At 38.7% G+C, this 18,681-nt stretch carries 15 protein-coding genes, 1 pseudogene and 2 riboswitches; of the genes and pseudogenes, 7 read left to right on the top strand and 9 right to left on the bottom strand.

What is annotated here, in order from left to right; genetic code table 11:
* Positions 1 to 50: 50 nt before the first annotated feature.
* A riboswitch (cyclic di-GMP riboswitch) is annotated at positions 51 to 126 on the bottom strand.
* A gap of 773 nt (positions 127 to 899) precedes the next feature.
* Positions 900 to 1,043, top strand: coding sequence for a hypothetical protein (locus JWH17_RS20070; protein WP_205224477.1), 144 nt, complete (start codon positions 900 to 902; stop codon positions 1,041 to 1,043).
* Between the two features lie 1,001 nt (positions 1,044 to 2,044).
* Positions 2,045 to 2,266 (top strand): annotated as a pseudogene (locus JWH17_RS23940) (ISKra4-like element ISDau4 family transposase); the annotation flags it as partial.
* A 136-nt stretch (positions 2,267 to 2,402) separates the two neighbouring features.
* On the opposite strand, the gene JWH17_RS20065 reads toward JWH17_RS23940, so the two are convergent.
* Positions 2,403 to 5,735, bottom strand: coding sequence for a leucine-rich repeat domain-containing protein (locus JWH17_RS20065; protein WP_205224476.1), 3,333 nt, complete (start codon positions 5,733 to 5,735; stop codon positions 2,403 to 2,405).
* A gap of 98 nt (positions 5,736 to 5,833) precedes the next feature.
* Positions 5,834 to 5,908, bottom strand: a riboswitch (cyclic di-GMP riboswitch).
* Between the two features lie 930 nt (positions 5,909 to 6,838).
* Between JWH17_RS20065 and JWH17_RS20060 the strand changes: the two genes are divergently transcribed.
* The gene (locus tag JWH17_RS20060) at positions 6,839 to 7,195 is read left to right on the top strand and encodes a hypothetical protein (protein ID WP_205224475.1); all 357 of its coding nucleotides are present in this window, start codon (positions 6,839 to 6,841) and stop codon (positions 7,193 to 7,195) included.
* A gap of 614 nt (positions 7,196 to 7,809) precedes the next feature.
* Here JWH17_RS20060 and JWH17_RS20055 read toward each other — a convergent pair.
* From JWH17_RS20055 to JWH17_RS20045, 3 genes are all read right to left on the bottom strand, one after another.
* Complete coding sequence (locus tag JWH17_RS20055; protein ID WP_205224474.1) at positions 7,810 to 9,201, bottom strand: hypothetical protein; 1,392 nt, start codon at positions 9,199 to 9,201, stop codon at positions 7,810 to 7,812.
* 100 nt (positions 9,202 to 9,301) lie between these two features.
* Complete coding sequence (locus tag JWH17_RS20050) at positions 9,302 to 10,201, bottom strand: DUF3102 domain-containing protein (protein WP_205224473.1); 900 nt, start codon at positions 10,199 to 10,201, stop codon at positions 9,302 to 9,304.
* A 260-nt stretch (positions 10,202 to 10,461) separates the two neighbouring features.
* Positions 10,462 to 10,755, bottom strand: a complete 294-nt coding sequence (locus JWH17_RS20045) for a hypothetical protein (protein ID WP_205224472.1) — start codon at positions 10,753 to 10,755, stop codon at positions 10,462 to 10,464.
* A gap of 213 nt (positions 10,756 to 10,968) precedes the next feature.
* Here JWH17_RS20045 and JWH17_RS20040 point away from each other — a divergent pair, with 213 nt between their 5' ends.
* The gene (locus JWH17_RS20040) at positions 10,969 to 12,129 is read left to right on the top strand and encodes a hypothetical protein (protein ID WP_205224471.1); all 1,161 of its coding nucleotides are present in this window, start codon (positions 10,969 to 10,971) and stop codon (positions 12,127 to 12,129) included.
* A gap of 95 nt (positions 12,130 to 12,224) precedes the next feature.
* On the opposite strand, the gene JWH17_RS20035 is transcribed toward JWH17_RS20040, so the two are convergent.
* The 5 genes from JWH17_RS20035 to JWH17_RS20015 form a co-directional block, all read right to left on the bottom strand.
* Positions 12,225 to 12,920 (bottom strand): tyrosine-type recombinase/integrase, encoded by a 696-nt coding sequence (locus JWH17_RS20035; RefSeq protein ID WP_205224470.1) that lies wholly within the window; start codon positions 12,918 to 12,920, stop codon positions 12,225 to 12,227.
* A 148-nt stretch (positions 12,921 to 13,068) separates the two neighbouring features.
* On the bottom strand, positions 13,069 to 13,878 hold the full coding sequence (locus JWH17_RS20030) for a class II glutamine amidotransferase (protein ID WP_205224469.1): 810 nt from the start codon (positions 13,876 to 13,878) through the stop codon (positions 13,069 to 13,071).
* An 817-nt stretch (positions 13,879 to 14,695) separates the two neighbouring features.
* Positions 14,696 to 15,073: a gamma-glutamylcyclotransferase family protein gene (locus tag JWH17_RS20025; RefSeq protein WP_205224468.1), complete on the bottom strand. Its 378-nt coding sequence runs from the start codon at positions 15,071 to 15,073 to the stop codon at positions 14,696 to 14,698.
* Between the two features lie 65 nt (positions 15,074 to 15,138).
* On the bottom strand, positions 15,139 to 15,336 hold the full coding sequence (locus JWH17_RS20020) for a hypothetical protein (RefSeq protein ID WP_205224467.1): 198 nt from the start codon (positions 15,334 to 15,336) through the stop codon (positions 15,139 to 15,141).
* Complete coding sequence (locus tag JWH17_RS20015; RefSeq protein WP_205224466.1) at positions 15,333 to 15,665, bottom strand: DUF2958 domain-containing protein; 333 nt, start codon at positions 15,663 to 15,665, stop codon at positions 15,333 to 15,335. The genes JWH17_RS20020 and JWH17_RS20015 overlap by 4 nt, the downstream gene beginning before the upstream one ends.
* A gap of 548 nt (positions 15,666 to 16,213) precedes the next feature.
* Between JWH17_RS20015 and JWH17_RS20010 the strand changes: the two genes are divergently transcribed.
* From JWH17_RS20010 to JWH17_RS20000, 3 genes are all read left to right on the top strand, one after another.
* Positions 16,214 to 16,861 (top strand): Abi-alpha family protein, encoded by a 648-nt coding sequence (locus JWH17_RS20010; RefSeq protein ID WP_205224465.1) that lies wholly within the window; start codon positions 16,214 to 16,216, stop codon positions 16,859 to 16,861.
* A 36-nt stretch (positions 16,862 to 16,897) separates the two neighbouring features.
* Positions 16,898 to 17,428 carry a DUF8453 domain-containing protein gene (locus JWH17_RS20005; protein ID WP_499776916.1) on the top strand — a complete coding sequence of 177 codons (531 nt, stop codon included), beginning with the start codon at positions 16,898 to 16,900 and terminating at the stop codon, positions 17,426 to 17,428.
* A 157-nt stretch (positions 17,429 to 17,585) separates the two neighbouring features.
* The gene (locus tag JWH17_RS20000; protein ID WP_205224463.1) at positions 17,586 to 18,335 is read left to right on the top strand and encodes a DUF4145 domain-containing protein; all 750 of its coding nucleotides are present in this window, start codon (positions 17,586 to 17,588) and stop codon (positions 18,333 to 18,335) included.
* Positions 18,336 to 18,681: the final 346 nt, after the last annotated feature.

Genomic DNA, 18,681 nt, shown 5'->3' with positions numbered 1-18,681 from the left:
GCATATTTTTTTCAGCGGCATGAAATAAAAAAAGCCGAATCACCTGAAATATAGGCAACTCGGCTATCTCAAAAAAGACCCGCAGTTTTCCGTCCTTGCCTCGCGACAAGTTTAGCTTTTTTTATATTTTTAAAAATGTCTACCGGTAAGCCTTCTGGCCGTCAAGAGCCACAGCGTGGTACAGGCGGCTGATTTTGTTGAAAAAGTATTGTGTGGCAGTGCTTTCAAGTTGTTTTAGCTATTTCAGAAAAATGAAAAGTCGCAACATTATTTGTCGCGAATAAGAGGACACCGAATACTGAGCTGGCATTTCCATAGCTCCAATTTGCCGTTTCCCAAAAAGAGGAGTTATGTATTGGCAGTGCAATCCACGCTAAACGTTGAACGGTGTACATCGGCAATGAGACAAGCAGTCTCGCTTAATCTACGCGATCCTCAAGCCTATCATTGGCAGTGTCAGGATAGCTGATACAGAGTCAGTGGGTTTCAAATCTGCAAATTTTGCGAAAACGAAAAATTTACTTTTTTATCGGCTATGCATTAGCCTTCTATGGTGAAAGGGTTAGGCTGACAATGCCGTTGATATTTCTATGTGGAAGACAGGATGGTGGTCTCGAAAATCTATGTAATAGAGCATTCTGAATGCTGAAGTGAAGATAGGGAACTGCAATTACGTTTACGTTATCAAGTTGAACTGTTGAAAATAGTAAGCGCTTGATATTAAATGTTTTTTTAAAGAAAGATAACTGGCACGTCTTATGCTTTATACAAAGACAGTATATTAACGCGAAAGGGCGAGTTGCTTGGAAACGAGTAACGAGCAAAGCCAATCCCTAAGTTGTTGAGCAATATGGGCTCGTGGTTGCCGCAAAAAAATGAAAATTTTTGAGGAGGCAATCATGGATCCAACCATTGTAATTAGAATTCTGGAAGAACACGGTATCACTGGTTTAATGCTTTTCGTTTTTGTTTATCTTATTGTTAAAAGCGATTTTACTGTTAGCTACTCTGGTTCGAGGAGCAAAAAGAAGAAACATAAATAAAGCTAGTGGCTAGTTTATAGCACAAACATAGGAAACATGTCGCGATGGCTTTCAACTCTTGCAGTGAAATCAGCCGCTTGTCTCTTTGATGAGCGACTGATTTCGTATCGCACGTGTATTACAATTTGTCTGCTTGTATATAGCCTGTAATTAGTCTCTCGATACTTGAAAATATCGCTCAAAAGCCTTGTTCGTCGAATTCATTGTAGAACGTCTTACCTGCCCGGGTGAATAGTATTTTCTTAGCTTTATTGTTGAACTGTGACGGTACTGCCGCAGAGGTCGACATCCTCAATTGCTAAATTGACACAGGCGCGTTTCCACCGTTTAATAAAATTTTTGTTCGAACTATTGCGCCTGGGCCTTTCCATTAAATTCCTTCTGCCCAATTCAAATCGGCAGTTAAGGTGTATCCTGATAAGGTTAACCTGTGACGGGAAAGAGAGATACTTGACTCTTCCTGTTTATTCTTGCGATATACGTAAGGTCCTGTCGCCACTCCTCGGCAACTGAAAACTCGGCAACACTCTCCCCTTGTTAATCGCATAGTAAATCCAATCAAAACCAAGTTCAAAAAAACTAAAGTCCATCATCGTGGGATTTGAATTCTGCCGTTAAATGTTCCTTGAACGATGAACTGTATACAGACTGTGTAAAGAAAGCGTTATCGCTCGATTCTCGTTGTTCTTGAGCTGGTTTCCAGGGATGGTGTTCAGCGTGCCTGTTGTTGGTGGTAACTGATTTTGGAAAATTTGCGAAAGTAAAAATATTTTCGTGGATGGCTGCACGCAAATACAGGTGCCGACGCGTTGGAAATGACAGTTCTGTGTGAAAAGTATGCCGAATAGTAGTATGGGGTATTATAGTTTCAAGCAGTAATGCTTTAAATGAAGAGCTGTCTTTTTATTCATTTTTAAAGGGGGGTGTCGGTGGAGCTTCACCCCTCCGCAACTATGACAAAGACCCTTTTTTTATTGTAGAGCAGATAAAGGAAATGTTGCTACCCTCTTGGTAGCGGTGCAATTGAAAGTTACAATAAGTTTATCAGTAATATTCGTCTCAAAAGATCTGGTGCTTGGTCTAAGGTTGACTACGCCAACAATATTCTGAAACTGCGGTGCGCCAAATACAACTCTAAGTTTGATACATTTTTTGATGACCACGAGAGAAACGCCAAAGACAAACGAGTTTTACGGGAAAAGAGGCTCCGGGTTGTCAAGTAATTCCATGAACATCGGATGCTCCCGATTGAAAATCGACACTCTCTCCTTAAGCAAATCCTATCCCGGCAACATTAAGATATGTGAAAAGCTCGTTACTGGTGCCGTAACGAGTTGATACCCCCGTGACGCCTCGAGACTAGTAAATCACATTAACGTTTCGATCAATCAATTGTGGGATATAAGTATTTTGAGAATCGTAATTCAGGGGATTATACCTCAAGTATATATAATCTTCAGAGTCAAGGCCGGTGTTATAAACTAGAGGGCTTATGTCTTCTATCTTGTTGTTATCTAGAGTTAAAATTTTTAAATTTACGAGCCTTTCTAGTATTTCAATGTCGGTAATTTCATTGCTTGACAGTGTGAGGTATTCAATTGATACAATCGAGTATAAGCTACTAATATCATCAATATGATTGTTGTCAATTCCAAGAGATTTCAAATCTGTTAATTTTGAAATCGACGATATGTCATATATATTATTGGCCCCTATATAGAGACTAACGAGGCTCGTTAGTCCAGATAACGCACTGGTATCACTGATTGTATTTGAGTGTAAGGATAAGCTTAAAATGTTATGAAGAGAGCTGATTGGAGTAATGTCGCTTATATTGTTATAATTTAAAGACAAAGATTGTATGTCTGTTAAGTGTGACAATGATGATAAATCACTTACAACATTGTCACTTAATGATAAAAACTGCAGTTTAACTAAATCTGACAAAGATTGTAGATCGTTAATATTATTTCCGTCTGCGGAAAGTTTCTGTAAGTTTGTTAAATTTTCTACAGCATTGATATCAGATATGTCATTCTTTGACATATGGAGTGTGTATAATTTATTTAAATTTGATATTGGTGTTATATCCTCAATTAAATTTTCTTCTATATTTAGATAGCTCAAAGAGTTGAAGTTGTTTAGTAGAGGAATTTTGTAAATTTTATTTTTACTAACATCAATGCTTTGTAAGTTAATCAGGTTTTCAATTGATTTTATATCAGATATTTGATTTTCAGAAAAATTGATGCTACCTAGATTTGTTAGCTCAGATATGGCATTTATATCTACTATTTTATTTTCTGAGAAATTAATTATAAACAGATTTTTTAATTCAGAAATGGGGGTTAAGTCAGAAATATTATTCTGAGGCAAGTTTAACGTTCTGATGTTGGTGCAATATTCTATTCCTGATAAATCGGTAATGCCTCTGTTTCTTCCTGAAAGATATTCTGGTAACCGATCAAGATCTTTAAGCGTTATGGGATCAGTGAGGTTATTGACATTTTCCCTAATTAAAGTTTCAAGATTTTGGTCCGGAAAAAAGACTTCAATATTGCTACACCCTTCATCAATTTGCCCATCACAGTCATTATCCTTTCCATCATTACAAACTTCATCCAAGCCTGGTGACATCTCAGGATCTTCATCGTTGCAGTCGATTTCTGTGCCGCATCCAGCTTCTAAATAAAAGTCGTCATAGTCGCTGTCGGTACAAGTGGATGTCTCTTCAAGTGTTGTGAAGTACCACCAGTCAGAACTGCTAGCACCCACATCATTTACAGCGTAAATTGCCCATGTGAAATATTTGCCAGGAGTTAATTCGTTTTCGCCAACTACAATACTTGTATGTTTCGGAAACAAGTTGTATTCATCCCTGTTTCGGTCACATGTATCATAAGTCTCATTTTCATCGTAAGGGTAGGAAAAAATCACTATACAGTATTCTGTGCTGTCATCATTTAATTCGTCTTCCCAGCTGAATGAATTGGCAATAGTTGTATCTAAAGTTGCATTGTTATAGGGTGAAATTAGCATGGGAGCACTTGGCTCTGTTGGGGGATTATCTTGGTCAATAATATTATGATAACCATCGCCATCTGTATCATAATAAGATCTTAATCTTTCAACATATCCAATTCCATTATTCACTAAATCTTCAATTTTATACTTATTGTAATCGTCAAAGGTAAAGTCATAATTTAAAAAATTGAAATAGTCAAATGTGAGGTAATCTCCTACTTTATCTATCAAGTCGTATATTGAGTAATCTCCGTATAGGCCCAAACTTAAAGCCATTGAGGACAAGTCTTTTCCGTGGGAAAAATATAGTAATAAGTAGTCTCTTGCAATAGCAAGTTCAACCAACTGTCTTTTTAAATAAACTGTTTCTCCGAATGTAAATGCATCTATCAGAGTAGTGGTAAATGTTGAAGAAATTTCACCTATAATTGGAGCTGGACTGCTTGTAGCTGCAGACATTATTGTTGCTATCGCTATTTCAACCCATACATCAGAAATATCTTTTAAAACATTGTCTTCTTGAAATAAATCTAAAAGGTAAAAATTTGTTTCTAACTGTAAATCAATTAAGCTTATCAATTGGCTATTAACCGTTTGTGATCCCAGAAAACTATGCATTGATGCCGCAACCATTAAGCTGTTAATAGTGAGTCTTTGAACCTCATTATTGGTTAGAGCTTTTTCAATTCGTGCGGTCCTTAAATCTATTTCATTTTGTAAGTATGGCCTGTGAATATAATAATAGAGTGACATGTCCAACATGTTAGAACAAGAAATGTCTACTCCTTCTGCAAACAAAGCGTCAAGATTTTTTGGAACACCACACGGCTCTGACATTAAATCTGATAAGTTAATGTTTTCTGCTAGTGCAATATCACTAAAATGATCACACATAACTGTTATGATATTTTTTTCATAATCATGATCTGATTTATAAAGATAATTCCAATTAGTTGAATGTTGATCTGTTATAAAAACGTTTATATCAGATTCTGAAATTTCAGTCCCGTCAATATAGCCGTCATTATCACTATCATTATATGGTATTGCAAGCACAACAGGTTTGTTGAATTTTTCTATACCTGGTCTTAACTCAAAGGTTAATATCGAATTGTTTAAGGAAGGCAGGTTATCATTAGTTGATTTTTTTTCTCCGAGGCTAAATAGAACCATTTCAGTTATAGCTTCTTTCTGCACTAAAAGCTTTATGCCGAACAAACTACTACTTAGATCTTCTACCTCAATCATCCCTCCTTCAGGACCTATATATCCAGCAGCTTCAGCGTCAACCTCCTGAACAATTTTTACGTTTATTGCTCCACCTGGCTTAGCCCTTAATTGAACAGTTAACTCATTGTCACCTTCTACCAATTCAACTTCAATCTCAACATAGTCAACATTTTGATTGAAATTATCAGGGGTAGCGACATCGATACCATTCACTGATATTGTTGAGCTGCTCACCTTTTCGACAGAACCGTCTTCGGTGCCATTATATATTCTCAGAAGCGCCTGACCTTCTACACCAGGGAAAGTGCGGTACTCTGTTACTGGTTGCCCATCTCCTCTCGTGAAACTTTCTTCAAAGCAAGTGACTTCTACACCAAGCGAAACGCTCACCAATGCCACCAAAAGTATCAAAATAGACAAACCGATCTTTTTAAACATACCCTCCTCCTTCTCTAACCCCTAACACCCTGAATATTATTGTTTTCTGCATATTTTTTTCAGCGGCATGAAATAAAAAAAGCCGAATCACCTGAAATATAGGCAACTCGGCTATCTTAAAAAGACCCGTGGTATTCCGTCCTTGCCTCGCGACAAGTTTGGCTTTTTTTATATTATGAAAATGTCTACCGATAACCAAGATGACTGTCAAGGGACACAAAGTAGCATAAATGGTTGATTTTCTAAAAATTCATTGCGTGGCAAGACTTTCAAGCTGTTTTATCTTTTTCAAAAAAAATGAAAACCTGCAGCAATCTTTGTCGCGGATAAGAAAATACCGAATACTGAGCTGGCATTTCCATAGCTCCAATTTGCCGTTTCCCAAAAAGAGGAGTTATGTATTGGCAGTGCAATCCACGCTAAACGTTGAACGGTGTACATCGGCAATGAGACAAGCAGTCTCGCTTAATCTACGCGATCCTCAAGCATGTATCTGCTGGTTTCAGGACAATGTTGCCGTCCAAATCGGTAAAATTATACAAAAACGAAAATTTTCTGATCAGTTTGGCTGGTCTATCACCGGGCTCAAATCAATCCGAATATCAAAAAATGATATCCGGCCTCTGTCGCTATTTCGGGCTGGGGATGATAAAGTGTATACACCTGCGACAAGGAAAGGCTTCTCGCTCAATCTGCTAACTCCTCAAGCAGGTATCCGTTTGTTTAAAGGCTCACGTGGCTGTCTAAATCGGCAAAATGTGCAAAAGTGAAAAAAATACTTTTTTCTTATGCTACTGTATCCGTGACCTACAAGATGCACTGGCCCATACCTTGATGATGGGCATCGAACTGCTGATAGTAAACAGCGGCATTTCTGGTTGGAGAGGTGCAAAAGAATGCACCAATAGCATGAGAAGCCAGAGTCTGTTCTGGGAGTGCGAATGGGTGGCGGTGACAAGGAGTACGTAGAAGTGACGAATTATACCGATTTACAGATTTTTAATTTTACAGTAAATTTATATGGTTGTATTGTATTTAGTGAATTTTTCGTTGCGCAATAGTTTTTCCCTGCAATCAAATCATCTAATGTCAAAAGGTTAGCCATGGCACCATCCATTGAAGAAGTATACTCTATTTTGAGAAAATGGGGCATTGACAACGAACCACACTCATACACTGATTTGTCAGTCGAGTATCAACAACAAACTGGTAAATGGCTTGAACCGCATGGTAGCTGGGACAACACCCTTGGTGTCATCAACAATATCTTAGCTGAAATTAATGCACCAGCGTTATCAGCAGTAGTTATATACAAAGATGGAGATGAGCCTGGTAGAAGTTTTTGGGGTAGTGCCCCCAATGTTCCTGAAAGACCTCAAGATGATCTTGTTCGGTTGGCTGAGTGGAATAGAATATTAAAGGACATTAAACAGTATGATTGGCCAGAATTATTGCCATAGATGAGCTTATAGAAAAGAGGAGCTAAATATTTGCAGTGAATTTCACCCGGAACGATGAACTGTATACACACAGCCTGAACATAACGGCAGACGTTAATCTCGTTAATCCTCTGCCGTTGTTCTAGGTTGAAGAGTTACATGATCCGGATATTTCGGACGTACAAAATGGTAAAATCTGCGAAGAACGAATATTTTTCGTTTTTTTTAACCAGTCTCCGTATTCCCGGTACTCAAATCGGTAAAATGTACAAAAGCGAAAAGGTTTACGGATTTTTAATAGTGAAAAAAAAAAACAGTTAACAAAAAACAGGAGTGCTGTATCATGTACTTGATAGGTTACTGTGATACCAAATAGTACATAATGTACTGTTTTTTTTTGTATTAAAAAAAATAGAGAAAAAAAAACACACCCACAACATCAATAATGTAACAACACCCAAATTCATCCAATCAACCAATTCCACCAATTTCAACACTACACCACATCCAACACACCTCCACTCTACTGACTATAATCCCCCCCTTATACTTCAACTCCCTTCCTTCCATAACTACCCAAACTTTTTCTGCTAAATCATACACTTAAAGTGTAGTTTTTTTGGAGAATTCGTTTTTCATTTTTTATCAATTTTACAGGTGTATATCCGGTTGTCCGGCGAGTACTTTTTAGTAACTCTTCCATACTGGGACTGCATTACTTCTCTCAACTCATCCTCATCACGTTGCCGAACAACAAAGGAGTCATGGACAGGTAGGCAGGGCTTACCTTGGTCAGTAAAATGCTCGACCACACCATAGGCGATCTGGCTGTCCAGCCTCATCAGACGGAGTCCTTCTTTTGAGAAGAAGTACTTGCCAATAGGAGCATGTACTTTTATGAACTCGGCAGCAAGACTACCAACGGTATAACCTGCGTCAGTGAATGCCGATTTTAGGTCCTTATCATCATCCAGTTGAGTACTAACCGCACTTACAGCACTTTGAAGCTTTTTGGCATTGATTGAAGCAAGTAGTATTTTTTTCATTACCTTACGGGCCACCTTACCTGAGGCAACTGCTTCATAAGGATCATCATCATATTGTTTTCCACGGAGTACGTAGAGTAACCGTGGATGTAATGCTGAGTAGTCCAGTTCTACCGTCTTTTCTCCAGCGATTGTAAGGCAGAGCCTATCTTCCCTGGGTATATTTAAGTACCCGAATGAGCTGGTATGCATCCGACCGTTATATTTGAAAAGTTCTTCATTGAAAACGACGTATAGATCGGTGGTTATAGGGATATCCCTTTTGTCATCACTAATTGCTACTCTGTACTGGCTGTTTACACTGTTGAACTTCCGAAGCCTCTCTTTCAGGGCCTTAGTCTCTTTATTGTCACGGTACTTAATTGGCTTTTTTGGGGGCTTTTTTTTCTTCCAACCCCATGATTGTTGCTTCTTTTTATCATTTTTGTCCTTTGCTGGTACTCGCTTTCCTTTCCGTATTATCAAGTTACCTTTAGGTTTTAATTCTGGGTCGGCCTTAACGATGACCTTTGACAACAGTTCTTTCTGAAACTTCTCCGTCGGGCATATGCAGGTTAGCCAACCACTACCTTTTGTTTCAAAGTTCTTGCCTTTAAGCTGCTCAATCCTCCCAGTTTCGAGCAACCAGTCCACCACGAACACAATGAAGTGTGAAAGAATCTTGTACTTTGTAAAAGCTTGCTTGTTTCTCGAAAACTTCAGCGGTCTATGTATTGATGCCAGAGCAAGGTGTGCTGCCATTATCTGAAATTGTCGCTTCTTATGACTTATCTTTGACGGCTTCTTACCCTCGCTGTATGCAGGCAAGATAAGCTGGTCGCAGAACAGGTCTATTATGGGTACAGTTTCTATGGTTGGCCGAATGTGCTCCTTGAACCTAAAGCAATTGTATCGACAATTATAGACTGATATTTTTGTATAGCCCGTGGCTGCATTGGCTAAAACCCGTTCTATGTATTCTTGTTTCTTTTCCGGTTTCATGATTAATTATATGAAAATGATAAGTGCATGCCATACCGCAGGGTACAAATTGCTGCGGTATGGCTACTTGAATGATTCAATCTTGAAAGTTGTCCATATCCTAAACCACCTCATCCAACGGGTAGTATGGAAGAAGGGGATAAGTTGGAATATCTATCACATAGAGTCCATGTTCATTAATGGACACAGATGGTTGAAAATCGCTATGAATAGGTAGTGTCTTCTCTTCTTCTGGCGAAATAGGTTTATCCTTACGATATCCCTTTATGATAGAGTTGATTGCGTCCTCAAGAACTTTGACGGTGTGCTTACTGTGTAAGACAAACTCGTTCTCACATTTTCCTCCTGTTGCCTCTTTATAGCCCTTGATGAAATCACGATAACTTCCCTCGAGCTTTTTCAATGCGTTTATGAGGCGCTTATTCTCACCATCCAGCCGTTCTTTAACGTCAAGCTCTTTACGTTTTTTAAAGAATGCATCCAGCTCAATGCTGTCAGAGGTAACCGTACCGTTATCGAGAGCGAGCTTCAGCTGTAATACTTCCTTATGTTTAATGTCGTAGATTCCGGCTGCAACTTCCAATTGTTTGCGAAGGTGTTTATCAAAGGATTTCGTCCCAATAAGGTATACCACAGACTTTTTACACTGTGACAATCCAGGATTGTCCAGTGTTGCCTTATAAAGCTTCATCATATTTAAGGCCGCTCTATGAGAGAAAGGGCAATTTTCAGCTACCCACTTCCCAAATTCACCATGCGGTAATTGTTGTTTAACAAATGCCAGAATTTCACCTGTTTTCCTGCAATTCTCAGTGGTTGCATGGTCTAGGATTGTTATCTCCTCAAGCAAGAGTGAAAGGAGTTTTTCTTTTTCACTGGGCGATAATAAATTTTGTCTCCTGCTTCCCCATAGAACTTTCCGTTGGTACTCCAACTCTGCCTGTTGCTTGAGAGTAGGAAGAGTTGCCTTTTGGGCCAAATTAAATGGTAAGATTGTCATGTTATTTCTCCTTGTTATTGTCATTATTGGGTTTGATACTTACGTCATAAAGATCTTCGATTTTCTTGCGACTAATAAACTTGTTCTTTGTGTGCTGTTTCCAAAAAATGCGCCTCGCGTCCTTCTTGTCCTTTGCTACAATGATGGCACTCGCAGATTTTTCAGGCTCCAATCGTTTTTGTCTAAATATCGACACACTCTTGCTTTTTTTACTGAATTTTGACGTTCTCTCATGTGGAAAAAACCTGTAAATACAGTAGTCAACCTGATATAGATTCACTGTCTTCCCTCCTTTTAATTGTGGATTTAATTGGCTCTTTTATGAGAAAAAGATTTGTAATATCAACCTCTCGTCTATCATTATCCTTGCAGGTCTTAGCGAGATGACGCTCTAGCAAGTGACTAATTTCGTACTCATTTTCGCAAACGACAAGATGAGCATCTGTTCGCCACTTATACCTTTGTTTCCATTTCTCGTATTTCGACCTCCTTACCCTGCGGTACTTAAAGGTAACCTCATACAATTTTTGCTTTTCTGCTTCCAGTTGCTCCATTAGTAATCCTCCTTTAAATTTTTCAATGGTCCAAAATATAGGCTTAACTACAGCCTCTCTGACGCTTTAATGATTCCCGTTAGTGTGTTCGTGTTTATAATTAACGAAGTGTGACTCACCCGTGACTTTGGGAATGAAATCCATTCCAGATAGCCATTGAATGGGGTATAGTTGCCAAAGCGAGAAAAAAATTAGATAGGAATTTAGGGAGTTATGAATGATAAGAACAATTGTTTAAATGAAGCAGTCGAGCTTTTAACTCAAGGCACTAGCTGGAAATTGCTTTCAGGGGGAACAGCGAAAGCCCTAGGTAAACTTGAATCTGCACTCAATATATTAACCAGGAACAACATTACTAATCCTCCCTGGCCGCATATAATTAAGTACCGTATAGCTCATCTGCTCATGAGGAACCCACAGTCAGAGGATGACTTGTTACGGGCTGATGAGTTATTGAACGATGCTACAAAGTCAAAGAGCCTAGGTTTATTGCCACGTATCTATCGAGTAGCGGTAATGCATAGACTTGGAAAAACTGGAAAAATGATCAAACCTGTTTTCGAATCACTTCTTGAACAGTTAAATGAAGAAATTAGGCAGTACGAGTCAGATGATAATTACCAAACAGGTACTTCAATCCAGAGCTCGTGGTTTAATATGTTGGAGCTTGCAACATACTTTACTGGCTACCCTTATGATGGGCTTGAAGGGAAGGGACACAAAACAGGCTATGGTGAAGAAATAGCGCCGATTGCGAGCCTGAAGCACCTGATCAGCAACCACCAAAATCTAAAAGAGTTAGGACCTTTTTACGATCTTCAAAGGAAGCTCGGCCAATGGCATCTTTTTGGTTCACCAGAAGGACTGGTAACCACTTCCTATCCCGGAGAGATGGTCTTGGAGGAAATGGAGTACAGGATGAATAATGGTGAGATAAAGCCACCTTGTGTAGCCTTTTGTATTTCTCACGATCGCAGTTTTAACCGTTGGAATTTCAACTTAACAAAAAACAAGAATGGTGATGGCTATTTCTGGATCGATTTAGAAGAAAAGTCTAACCAAATTATATATTTAACTGCTGCAACTTTTTTCAAAGAAAACATAGATAAGAAAGATTTCCTTAACGATATTTTCAGTATAAACACCAAAACAGCCGCTACAAACATCCGTAAACTGAAATCAAGGTGTGGTGAAAGTGTATATGAGTGGATTAATCCTATGGGCAGCAACAGATACCTCGTTAATGAAGAGGTTTTTGTAAATTCTACGACTGGTAAAAAGTTTCTCCCGAAACTAAACCCAAACATTTCCTGTCTTGGAGCCGTTGACCACGATGTCTTACTTAACCCTACCATTTTAGATGATGGGAGATAACAATTTCAGGCACCTGTTCATCACGAGCTTCAATGTATTTTTTTCATTATAGTTTTCGGACATCATAATTTGGAAATTCCTCAATATATGACTCTTTAGCTACTCCACAGGCACTTGATTTCTTTTTGAACATCTTCCGGAAGTATCGCCGCGTAGATTTCCGTTGTCCGTGAACTCTCATGACCCAATTGTCGTTGAACGACCCTGATGTCCCGACATTGTCGGTACAGTTGAACCGCGTAGGAGTGTCGAAGGGAGTGGATATTTTTGGAATTCGAATACAAACCTAGTTGTTTAAGGTACTTCTTGACCATCAGTTGGAATGCCTGGACTTTCATCGGGCCTCTCTGTCCCTGAAAAACGTGACTATCAAGAGAAACACATTCGCCTCTGCTAACCTTCCATTTCAGATATCGTTTGATGTGCTGCTTTGTGGTAACAGGAATTTCGACATAACGACTCTTCCGCCCCTTGCCGCAACGAATGAAGATTCTACTTTGGCCATTCTTTACTTGAAGGTCGCTGCACCTTAAATCTGCGATCTCAGCGACCCGAATACCGGTCGTCGTCAGAATGTCGACAGCTAGCCATTCTCGAACTCCGGTGACGTTGCCTCTAATCAATGCCACCTCTCCTTTTTCACGAACGGTTCGTCTCAAAGCCTGGATTTCAAGCTTAGTAAAATATTTTACTGTCTCGCAAAAATGAACAGTTTGCGTTTTTGACCCATTTTTCTGATTTTGATTTTTAGTGGCTGGACTAAACTGGATGATTTGTGCTGTATTCGTCATTTTGGTTTTCCTGTCGTTGTTTTCTTTGGAGTTTGAGGGTTTGTTTTGCTATTGCTGAAAACCTATTACTGAACGTTGTAGACTGGCGTCGAAACCGAACTCCAAAGAAAAGGAGTTATTATATATTGAGTTTGGGAGCCTCCTTTCATCATGCAACCTCGGACAGAATGCTTGCTACTTGTTTTCCACGACTAAATACAATCATTTGTCCTGGATTAAATTCTTCCCACTCTTCATCGGAAAGCGGGTTGCTAGCAATGATATAGCCGCTTTCATCACTTCCTTTATGGACATTAAGGTCTACCCCTATGTCGCTGTCACGGAAACGGCAGCTTGAGAAAGGGTACTCACGTTTCACATAATGTAGATCCCGTGCGCCTTTTTTATCCCTGTAGGCAAAAAGGTTAAAACCGTCCGAAAAAATGCAGTTGAAAGCACCGTGACGGTTGATATCAAAAAGTATCTCATAAATTTTCTCTAAGTTTTCATCTGAGAAATACTGTAGCCCACCTCTTCTTCTAGGAATGATGTCTTTCTTTTCCATTTCGCCAAGAAGCGTACAGAATGCTTGTTCGGAGTCGGTGTTCCCGATTACTTGATAATTGATGTTCAAGGGAGTGCGGGTTACCAAAGTCCCGTTGTGCGCAAAAATCATCTCTGTTCCGCAATAGTGGCGAAAAAATGGGTGAGTATTTTCATAGGACACCATTCCACGGCTGGCGCGTCGGATATGAAGGATGAAAGTTTCGGATTTCAGAAGATGAGAATGTTGAAGAAATGCAGCCAACTCACTTTCATTGCCAGGCACTGGCTCTTTGAATACGACAGCTCCCTTGCCGTCAGGATGATAACCAATCCCCCATCCATCCGGATTCCAGTCACAGCCCAATAAAAGGGATGGGAAGCTAAATTTGGGCTGGATCGGCTTGTTGAAATTTAAGGCAAGAAGCTCACACATGATTTTTACCCCCTTTGAAATTTTGGCGCAGGAATGCACTGTCACAAATTTCGTGATTTTTATTGTGTTCAGTATTTTGGTTTTGAATGATGAAGTAGAAAGGTACAGTTGAGCCACTTACAACAAGTTGACTTACCTGCTCAACTAGCTAAATTTATTATGATTAACTGAGACAATCAACCTTTATTACGTAATTTCAAAAGGTTGAGTTATATTGTGACGGGATTTAAAATTTTGGGTGGGAGCAAACACATACAACAAACCGAAAATACCATATTTCATGGTTATTACGGTATCCTGAAGGTACTACTTAGAAACCTACACCCCGACTTTTTTTCAATAGAATTATGACACAGGATAGACATGTATTTCAGCTCAGCGAACCCAGCGGTTTCTCCCTTTAAAAAATATGCTGAAGATGAGCATTAAGGAGGGGGTGAAAGGATAGGTTAGAGATAAATTCTTGAGGTTTAAAAAAGCCAGATACACTGACTTTAGAGTATAGGGTATGGGGAAGGTAACCGCCTCAGCTGACAGCTCAATTCTATGTATTCACCTGATATTAATAAACTGGTATGCAGGATACCTTGGCTTGCTCCCACTCGGCAAAAATATTCGTTCGTTTCAGCAAAAAAGTTCACAGGCCACGTTTTCACCTTGGAAGCGTAGCAGTCAATTCTGTTTGCAGAAAATTCCTACAATAAAAATTGGCTCGCCAAAAAAATGCGAACCATGAATAATACTTAATTGACTGCCCCTTTAGAAAAGAGACCTGATAACGTTGCACTTCTGCTGCTATGAATTTTTGGTACAGTGCTCAAAAAGGTTTCAGAGAAAAACAGCCAGTCGGTACCAAGGTGCCACTGTTGTCCTCATTGAAATAAATCCATGCCGTAACTGTACTGGACTGGCTGAAATTATTATCCAGGCAAATTTCAACCTGTTCACGTTGGTACCAATGTGGATGTCCTTCGAGTTGATCCAGCTTGTAAAGGGTTTGGTCGTCGACTTCGTATAGTTCTCCATGGATTTGTGATACTGGTTCACTGACGATCACAAAAGGAATGCCGCTGACATACATGGCGTACTTCTCTCTTGTCTTACCAGTTCCGAGGAATTTACTGTCAGCAAGAAACCTGTGGTTGCTATAACCACGCTTAAGCGTTCCGTATACAAATATATTATGTGATTTCATGATATTATGTTAGTTACAAATTTCTCGAAAAATACAATATTCTTGCTTCTAAGATGGGTGCAGAGTTACTCTACATTCACATACTCCATTATCAAAGCCAACACATCGTTATAGTCCCCACCATTTTCCTTCAACTGCTCGAAATCAGAGTCAAATTCTGACAATTCATGTCTCAGGCCTTCACGTTTCAGCGTTTTTCTGACTATAGCTATAAGGTTGAAGACATTCCCGTTTTCTCCAATGAGCTTGCATGTAGGTTTCATGGCAAATCCTCATAAATTTTTATTTTCGGTATTCCTGAAGCAGGTACCGGTTGCCAAAATTCTTCAAGCTCACAGTCGATTTCGATGCCGTTAACGTTGATGGATTTCAGCTCACTGAAAGAAATATAGCCCCATTCAGCATTCTCCATGTCACCGTTCAAAATGGCATAACCATAGAACAAATCCTCACCGTCATATTCGGCAATATACCAGTCGCATGCATATAGGAAGAAATGCAAATAGATGAGTTTGTCTTTGGTTGGGATTGATTCGGTTTCGTAAAGGCGGGGTATACTGGCCAGGCGTGGTTTGCTGGGTTCGTTCCACATTGTGCACCTCATGTTGTTGAATAAATGAGGTTTTCAACGATAACATCCAATCGAGTGGAATTAAACCTGGAACAATTTTCTGTTGTTGCAACAGCGTAGATTGAGCGAAGATGCTTTATCTATTATAGGCGTATACCTTTTATCGGGCTTGGATGAAATAACGGCTGATCGCGATTTTTAACTGAAAATGGCAAACTTTTCGATTTTGTAAATTTTTCGAATTAAATGCGAATAAGCATTAGTCACTATACAAAGTATTCTTATGCTATTTAGGAATTTACTTGCTACTTAGCCACGGCAGCAGTAGAAGTTTAACTTGCTGAAATAATAAGATAAGATAGTGTGCCACAATGTGCTTTTAGTCGTTTGTTGTCCATTGCGACGCATATCTATAAAAAGTTAAATGCTAGCAGTCGTTACAGGCCGTTCATGTACAAACTTCAAGAAGGGGCTACCTAATGTGGCAGTGTCCACATTTAGTGGAAAGATGTTGACTATTACAAACAAATCTGACCCCGTTTTTGATATCCTGTTAACTTGATAGCTACTTGAAAAAAAGAATATTTACGAAAATGGTTGAAATTAACGACATAGTTAAATCTGTGCCAAAAGAATCTTGGTCTCAATTAACCAAAACAGCATGTGAAAGTTTTGAAAAAATTATTTTCCCGATTACTGCAACGACAGAAGGAATTGGGAGGTTAATCCAGATTAGATTTGAAAGGTTGCAAGACGCACAAAAGATAATTGCTGCTAAATGCCTCGAAGAAACAAAAGAAAAAGTTTCGAAGTCAAAAATTTACAAAGGGCATTCAATTAAACCAGTTGTCGTCTATGAAGCGCTTGAAAATACAGATCAACAAACTGATGATACAATAAGATCTCTTTGGGCGAATTTGTTGGCCAAAGAGATCTCAGAAGGCAGCGTACATCCAGAAATAGCCAAAATCTTATCCAAAATCACCTCTCAAGATGCTTTACTCTTGCTTAAAATATCAGAAAATGAATCAGTCTCTGTACCGATTAGAGTTTTAAAAGCTTTTGGGTCAACTTGGACCTTAGGCTTGCTAAACGAAAAAAGGACTTTCAATCATGTCCACCTGGAAAAACTAGGACTGATACAAGAAATAGAAAAAGAATGGTATCTCACGACAACAGGAAAAGAATTCATGCGATGCGTGAGTGATCCCCAGTAACATTTACAAAGTGAAGCATTCAACCTATTGAAAAATATGGATATATCGGTTGTTTCTCAATATGGAATAAGTGCAACTGCGCTTCTAATTTCAATTTCATCATTTGTGTTTGCCATAAGGTCTTGGCATCAAAGCAACCGTCCAATTGTAGTTGCATATATCGAAGAACATTCTATGGGTGTCAATAGTGCTACATTCAATTTAGTTTTATCAAACACAGGAAATCGGCCTGCTGTAAATGTTAGGTTAAATGCCAGGAGTAATGATATTGAGAAAATTTTCGAAGAGAAAATAGATGAAGTTACTAAGAATGGAATATTTAACTGTTTTAAAGAAGATAGTGAATTAGCTTTATTGAAAAATAATACCTCTATAGTTACATCCTTTGGAAGTTTTGAAGGTATTTATCCAAAAAGAGAAGGTATAAAGTACGACTCTTGGTTACCGATTGAAATTACATACAAAGACCTTCGTGCTAAAAGTTACAAAGAGAAAATACCATTAAAAGTAAGAGGCTTAAAAGGTTTTGGTGGTGGTATCTGGTCAGAACCAAAAAAAAATAACTAACGAAACGCTCCAGTGGATTTGCGGAGTTTGCGTTTTTTTGAATTTTAGGATTTTTAATTTTCTGGTGTCATACTAGAACGTTGCTATTAATCAGCAAACCACTGAGCTCCACGTTATGTGCGAGCAGAATCATTAACCACATAAAGGAGTACCCGCTTTGAGTGACACCCCTAAATATAAAGAAAAAAAATTTAAATGCCCTCACTGTCATGTGATTGCACAACAAAGCTGGTTTACTAATCATCAGCTCAGCTCTATTATTTCAGGTATTTATCACCACATATATCTTGATTACAGAGTAAACATTCAAGATTATTCCCAAAAACAAATTGTAAAATTTTTGAATGTTGCCAAAAGTCAATTTCCAAGAGATATTAATACATTTTTACCAGCAAATTTTTCGGTGGCAACATATCAGTCATGTAAGGAGTTTTCACTGTGGGTCGACTCTAAAATTGTCTACCCTCTAAATTCACCCATTTCCCCTCCAAATGAAGACTTGAGTGACGAGATTAAATCAATATACAATGAAGCTTCCATTATATTTCAGGATTCACCCAAAGGCTCAACAGCACTACTGAGATTAGCATTACAAAAACTTTTAAAGCAAATAGGGAAAGATGGCAAAAATATAAACAATGACATTAAGGAATTAGTTACTGAAGGTTTAACTCCTAAAATACAAAAGGCTCTTGATCTAGTTAGAGTGGTTGGGAATAATGCAGTGCACCCAGGGCAAATTGACCTAGATGACAATAGTGAGATAGCATCAACATTATTTAAAATATTAAATTTAATTGCTGATGAATTAATAACAAGACCAAAAGAAATTGATAATCTTTACGAGGATATCATTCCAGATGAGACAAAAAATTATATACTTCAAAGGGATAGCAGCAATAATTGAAATCATTCCACTTGACAGATACAATCATTCACCAATGCTTGAAAGTCACATATGTGAATGAAATCAAATATTAATCATCTCAGACCGACCCGCAAGCCTGCCGCTTTTGGGGCTAGATTTAAGCAAATTGCTTCTTACAAAGTTGGTTGCAAAACCAGTGGGGGCGGCTGACCGTGGTCGTTACGTATACAAACTGTTAAGGTTTCCGAGCTATATACTTAAGGGAATCTCGAATAAATGGTTTATTCCCCAGCGTCTTTAATTATGCGATAAATATGGAAATCAGGGTCAATTCAACATTTAAATTTTCGTGTTTTTGGGGTTGCAGCGAACAACTCAATCGCCC

It is taken from the genome of Desulfogranum marinum (genome assembly GCF_016918565.1).
GTDB lineage: Bacteria > Desulfobacterota > Desulfobulbia > Desulfobulbales > Desulfobulbaceae > Desulfogranum > Desulfogranum marinum.
The sequence above is the reverse complement of the archived record's forward strand: the minus strand, read 5'-3'. Positions and strand labels throughout refer to the sequence as shown.

What these genes read in the sequence shown, in the direction of transcription:
- JWH17_RS20025 (WP_205224468.1), bottom strand. Translation starts at nt 15,073, where the DNA reads ATGAAATCACATAATATATTTGTATACGGAACGCTTAAGCGTGGTTAT.
- JWH17_RS20030 (WP_205224469.1), bottom strand. Translation starts at nt 13,878, where the DNA reads ATGTGTGAGCTTCTTGCCTTAAATTTCAACAAGCCGATCCAGCCCAAA.
- JWH17_RS20035 (WP_205224470.1), bottom strand. Translation starts at nt 12,920, where the DNA reads ATGACGAATACAGCACAAATCATCCAGTTTAGTCCAGCCACTAAAAAT.
- JWH17_RS20065 (WP_205224476.1), bottom strand. Translation starts at nt 5,735, where the DNA reads ATGTTTAAAAAGATCGGTTTGTCTATTTTGATACTTTTGGTGGCATTG.
- JWH17_RS20060 (WP_205224475.1), top strand. Translation starts at nt 6,839, where the DNA reads ATGGCACCATCCATTGAAGAAGTATACTCTATTTTGAGAAAATGGGGC.
- JWH17_RS20045 (WP_205224472.1), bottom strand. Translation starts at nt 10,755, where the DNA reads ATGGAGCAACTGGAAGCAGAAAAGCAAAAATTGTATGAGGTTACCTTT.
- JWH17_RS20055 (WP_205224474.1), bottom strand. Translation starts at nt 9,201, where the DNA reads ATGAAACCGGAAAAGAAACAAGAATACATAGAACGGGTTTTAGCCAAT.
- JWH17_RS20070 (WP_205224477.1), top strand. Translation starts at nt 900, where the DNA reads ATGGATCCAACCATTGTAATTAGAATTCTGGAAGAACACGGTATCACT.
- JWH17_RS20040 (WP_205224471.1), top strand. Translation starts at nt 10,969, where the DNA reads ATGAATGATAAGAACAATTGTTTAAATGAAGCAGTCGAGCTTTTAACT.
- JWH17_RS20020 (WP_205224467.1), bottom strand. Translation starts at nt 15,336, where the DNA reads ATGAAACCTACATGCAAGCTCATTGGAGAAAACGGGAATGTCTTCAAC.
- JWH17_RS20005 (WP_499776916.1), top strand. Translation starts at nt 16,898, where the DNA reads ATGGATATATCGGTTGTTTCTCAATATGGAATAAGTGCAACTGCGCTT.
- JWH17_RS20015 (WP_205224466.1), bottom strand. Translation starts at nt 15,665, where the DNA reads ATGTGGAACGAACCCAGCAAACCACGCCTGGCCAGTATACCCCGCCTT.
- JWH17_RS20050 (WP_205224473.1), bottom strand. Translation starts at nt 10,201, where the DNA reads ATGACAATCTTACCATTTAATTTGGCCCAAAAGGCAACTCTTCCTACT.